This window comes from Mesorhizobium sp. M7A.F.Ca.US.005.03.2.1 (assembly GCF_003997795.1).
Taxonomy (GTDB): Bacteria; Pseudomonadota; Alphaproteobacteria; order Rhizobiales; family Rhizobiaceae; genus Mesorhizobium; species Mesorhizobium ciceri.
On sequence record NZ_RZRP01000563.1, the window covers coordinates 1 to 4,200 of the forward strand.

At 64.1% G+C, this 4,200-nt stretch carries 4 protein-coding genes and 1 pseudogene; 2 read left to right on the plus strand and 3 right to left on the minus strand.

The annotated features are described in order from the left end of the window. Positions 1 to 109 precede the first annotated feature (109 nt). Positions 110 to 976 carry an SDR family oxidoreductase gene (locus tag EN991_RS25650; RefSeq protein ID WP_013529429.1) on the minus strand — a complete coding sequence of 289 codons (867 nt, stop codon included), beginning with the start codon at positions 974 to 976 and terminating at the stop codon, positions 110 to 112. 55 nt (positions 977 to 1,031) lie between these two features. Here EN991_RS25650 and EN991_RS25655 point away from each other — a divergent pair, with 55 nt between their 5' ends. Continuing rightward, positions 1,032 to 1,883: a YihY/virulence factor BrkB family protein gene (locus EN991_RS25655; protein ID WP_013529430.1), complete on the plus strand. Its 852-nt coding sequence runs from the start codon at positions 1,032 to 1,034 to the stop codon at positions 1,881 to 1,883. A 102-nt stretch (positions 1,884 to 1,985) separates the two neighbouring features. On the opposite strand, the gene EN991_RS25660 is transcribed toward EN991_RS25655, so the two are convergent. Both EN991_RS25660 and gluQRS read right to left on the minus strand, forming a co-directional pair. Beyond that, on the minus strand, positions 1,986 to 2,882 hold the full coding sequence (locus EN991_RS25660; RefSeq protein ID WP_013529431.1) for a DMT family transporter: 897 nt from the start codon (positions 2,880 to 2,882) through the stop codon (positions 1,986 to 1,988). Between the two features lie 146 nt (positions 2,883 to 3,028). After that, positions 3,029 to 3,904, minus strand: a complete 876-nt coding sequence (gene gluQRS, locus EN991_RS25665) for a tRNA glutamyl-Q(34) synthetase GluQRS (protein WP_013529432.1) — start codon at positions 3,902 to 3,904, stop codon at positions 3,029 to 3,031. A gap of 74 nt (positions 3,905 to 3,978) precedes the next feature. Between gluQRS and EN991_RS25670 the strand changes: the two are divergent. Next, positions 3,979 to 4,200: pseudogene (locus EN991_RS25670) on the plus strand (DNA-3-methyladenine glycosylase 2 family protein); the annotation flags it as partial.

The window sequence follows — 4,200 nt, forward strand, 5'->3', positions numbered from 1 at the left end:
GCATCATGTTGATGAGGCCGCGAACAAGCACGACCGCAACGGCGACCATGACCAGAATGGCGAGAATGTTGAAGACGGTTGCCATTGCTTCGTTCCAGTTGGTTGGCGTTCAGGCGCGTTTGGCCATCAGGCGGTAAAGCATCGATGCCGGCAGGATGCGTCTGAGCACCGCGCCGATCCTGGCGGGCACTGTTACCACATAGTGCGGGCGTGGGCGCCGCGACAGAAGTGCATGGCGCAGCGCCGCATGAACCACTTCCGGCCCTGGCTTCAAGGCCGATTGGCTGCCGCCGGCCCGCAGTCGTTCGAGTTGCGCCGCATAGTCCACGCGGTGCACGGAATTCTCGTGGTCGATGTTGCTGAGAAACCAAATGAGGCCATTGCTGGCGATCTTCGACTTCACCGGCCCCGGCTCGATCAGCGAGACGTGGACGCCGCTGCCCGCCAGTTCCTGGCGCTGGCAGAGCATCAAGGCCTCCAGTGCGTGCTTCGACGCCGAATAGGCGCCGCGAAAGCGCACCGGCACGAGGCCAAGGATCGACGAACAGTGGACGATGCGGCCCTGACCCTGGCGGCGCATCACCGGCACCAGCCGGCGGGTCAAATCATGCCAGCCGAAGAAATTCGCCTCGAATTGCTGCTTGAGCGCGGCAACGGGCAGATCCTCGACGGCGCCCGGCTGCGCATACGCGCCGTTGTTGAACAGGGCGTCGAGCCGGCCGCCGGTGCGGTCGAGCACCGCCGTCACCAGCGCGGCGATGGAGTCCGGCTCGCAATAATCGAGATAGAAGGCCTCGATGCCATCGGCTTCGAGCGCGGCGATGTCCTGCGGCTTGCGCGCCGTTGCGAACACCCGCCAGCCCTCCGCCTTCAACGCGCGGGCGCAGTACGCGCCTATTCCCGAAGACGCACCGGTGATGATAATCGAGCGCAACTTCTGCGCCGGACTGTTCGTGGTTTCGCCAAGGGTTGCCATTTGCCGCAATCCCTTCCCATATTCCCGGCGTGGAGACAATTGGAGGGCGCGGTTCTTGTTGCGGAAGATCGTAGCCCTCAAGCGGGTCCTCTACGACGCACTTGGCCATTTCAACACCGATGACGGCTGGGCGATGGCCAGCCATCTGGCGATCACCTCGCTGATGGCGCTGTTCCCGTTCCTGATCTTCGCGACGACGCTGGCGAGCTTCCTCGGCGCGCAGGCGTTCTCCGACACGGCCGTGCATCTGGTCTTCGACACCTGGCCCGAACAGATCGCCAAGCCGATCGCGCGCGAAGTGCTCAATGTGCTGACCGTCAGGCGCACCGACCTTTTGACCTATGGTGTGGTGCTTGCGGCCTATTTTGCCTCGAACGGCATCGAGGCGCTGCGCACGTCGCTCAACCGCGCCTACCGCGTCTCGGAAACGCGCGGCATCATCTACCGCCGGGTGCAGAGCATCATCTTCGTTCTCATCGCCACGGCCGGTTTCCTGGCGATCAGCGTGCTCCTGGTGTTCGCGCCGCTGCTGGCGCGGCTCGCGGAAGCCCATATCGACTGGATCAAGCCCTATATGGGCACCATTACGCTATGGCGTTACGTCATCGCTTCGGCGGTCATTGTCGGCGGATTGTTTGCCGTCCATTTCTGGCTGCCGGCGGGCAAGCGCCGCTTCGTGTCGCTGGTGCCGGGCATCGTCTTCACGCTGGCGGCATGGCTTATCGGTTCGACCATCTTCGCCACCTATCTCGACCACTTCTCGTCCTATGTGACGACCTATGCCGGCCTGGCCTCGATCATGATCGCCGTGGTCTTCCTCTACATGGTGTCTGCGATCTTCATCCTCGGCGGCGAGCTCAATGCCGCGATCAGCCGCTACCTGGAGGCGCGTGCGCGGGTGGGATGACAGGTCGAATTGAGGAATTGAAGAATTGGAGAAAAAGGGGGCCATATCCGGCGCTGTCTGTGCTTCTTCCTCAATTCCTCAATTCCTCAATTCCTCAATTCCTCAATTCCTCAATTCCACAGTTCTTCCCTTGGCCTGCCGCGCCGTTGCCAGGCCGACGCCGAATGTCGTGATCGCCATGCCGGAAATCTGAAGTGCGTTGAGCTGCTCGTCGAACAGGGCCCAGGCGATGATCGCCGTCACCGCCGGCACCAGGTAGAACAGCGAGGCCACCTTCGACATCTCGCCGTCGCGGATCATCACCATCAGCAGGAAGATGGCGCCGAGCGACAGCACCAGCACCAGCCAGGCCATGGCGAAGATCAGTTCGCCATTGATGACGACCGTGTGGGTTTCGAAGGCGAGGGAGGCGACGAGCATCAGCGAGCCACCGCCGACATATTGCCACATGGTCGCCGCGACGAGGTCGCCGCCGGAGGCAAAGCGCTTCTGCCAGATGGTGCCGGCGCTCATGCCGAGCACCGAAACCAGCGAGGCGGTCAATGTCGCCGCGGTCACGCCGCCGCCGAGCGCGCCGAGCTTCGGCCACAGCACGATGACGATACCGATGAGGCCGATGCCAAGGCCAAGCCAGTGACGCGGCAGGATCGCCTCGCCGAGGAATTTGCCGGCCAGCACCGCCGTGATCAGCGGCTGCAGGCCGACGATGAGGGCCGAAAAGCCGGCCGGCATGCCCCTGTGGATGGCCCAGAACACAGCGCCGAGATAGACGCCATGCATCAGGATGCCCGCGCCGGTGGCATGCAGCGCCTCCTCGCGGGTGGCTTTTTTCGAACCCAATACAAGCATCAGGACGGCCAGCAGGATGGCGGCGATGACGAACCGCGCGGCGAGGAAGGTGAACGGCTCCGCCCATGGCATGGCGTAGCGCGCGCCAATGAAGCCGGTCGCCCACAGAACGACGAAGGTGGCGGGAATGAACCGCTTGATGCTGTGCATGTTCCGGAGTCCGCCGCACTGGAGAGAATTGCCGTGGCGATGCTCTAATCCCGTTCACCCCGGCGCGCAAAGCGAAACGGTTGATCCATAGATCACCGGAATTCAACGCCGGCCCATCTGGGGGTGGCTTCTTGGTCTCACCGGGCTCAAAGCCCGACCATTCGCCTGATGTCGTCAGGCGATGCGCCGGCATGGCGCAAGGCGGCAAGGCCGGTATCGCCCAGGCTCTTCGACAGCTTTCGTCCGTCGGGCCCGAGGATGAGGCGATGATGGAAATAGGCCGGTTGCGGCAGTCCCAGGAGTTGCTGCAGCAGGCGCTGCACGCCGGTGGCGGAAAACAGATCTCGTCCGCGCACGACGTGGCTGACGCCTTGCAGGGCATCGTCCATGACGACGGCGAGGTGGTAGCTGGTCGGGATATCGCGGCGCGCCACGATCACGTCGCCCCAGTCCTGCGGACGGGCTTCGATCGAGCGTGTCGCGGAAAGCGTCTCGTCGGCGAATTCGGTCCAAGACAGGTCCTTGCCGACACGCGCCAAGGCGGCATCGACATCCAGCCGCCAGGCGAAGGGCGCATTCCCGGCGATCCGCCGCTGGCGTTCCTTGACTGGCAGCGCCTTGTCAGCGGCGGGGTAGAGCGGCACGCCATCGGGATCGCGCGGCCAGTCGCGCCCACGCTTTTCACTGTCGGTGATGAAGGCGCGGATCTCGCCACGGCTCATGAAGGCGGGATAGACGAGTTCCTCCCGGACCAGCCGCTCGAGCACCGCCTGGTATTCGGCGAAATGCTCGGATTGGCGGCGCACCGGCTCTTCCCAGCCAAGCCCCAGCCATTTCAGGTCGGCAAGCACGCCGGCCTCGAATTGCGGCGTGCAGCGCGTCGTGTCGATATCCTCGATGCGCAGCAGCAGGCGGCCGTCCGCCCGTGCCGCCAGCTTCTGGTTGAGCAGCGCCGAATAGGCGTGGCCGAGATGCAGGTCGCCATTGGGGCTGGGCGCGAAGCGGAATGTCAGGAGTGTCATCTCTGCGGCGGCAATCGGGTTGTGCGGCGGTTTTGCCAATTGCTACCGTGCTGCCGGTTCAGGAACAAGAAAGCATGCAGCGTATCGCGACATCAGACGACATTGCCCGGGGGCTCGATGCGCTTTGCGTGATCGACCCGCGCCTGGAAAAGGTGCGCGGCATGGCCGGCGAAGTGCCGCTGCGGCTGTCCGAACCGGGGTTTCGAAGCCTGGCGTCGATCGTCGTCTCGCAGCAAGTGTCCCGCGCCAGCGCCGATGCGATCTTCGGCCGGCTGACCAAGCTCGTCGATCCGCTG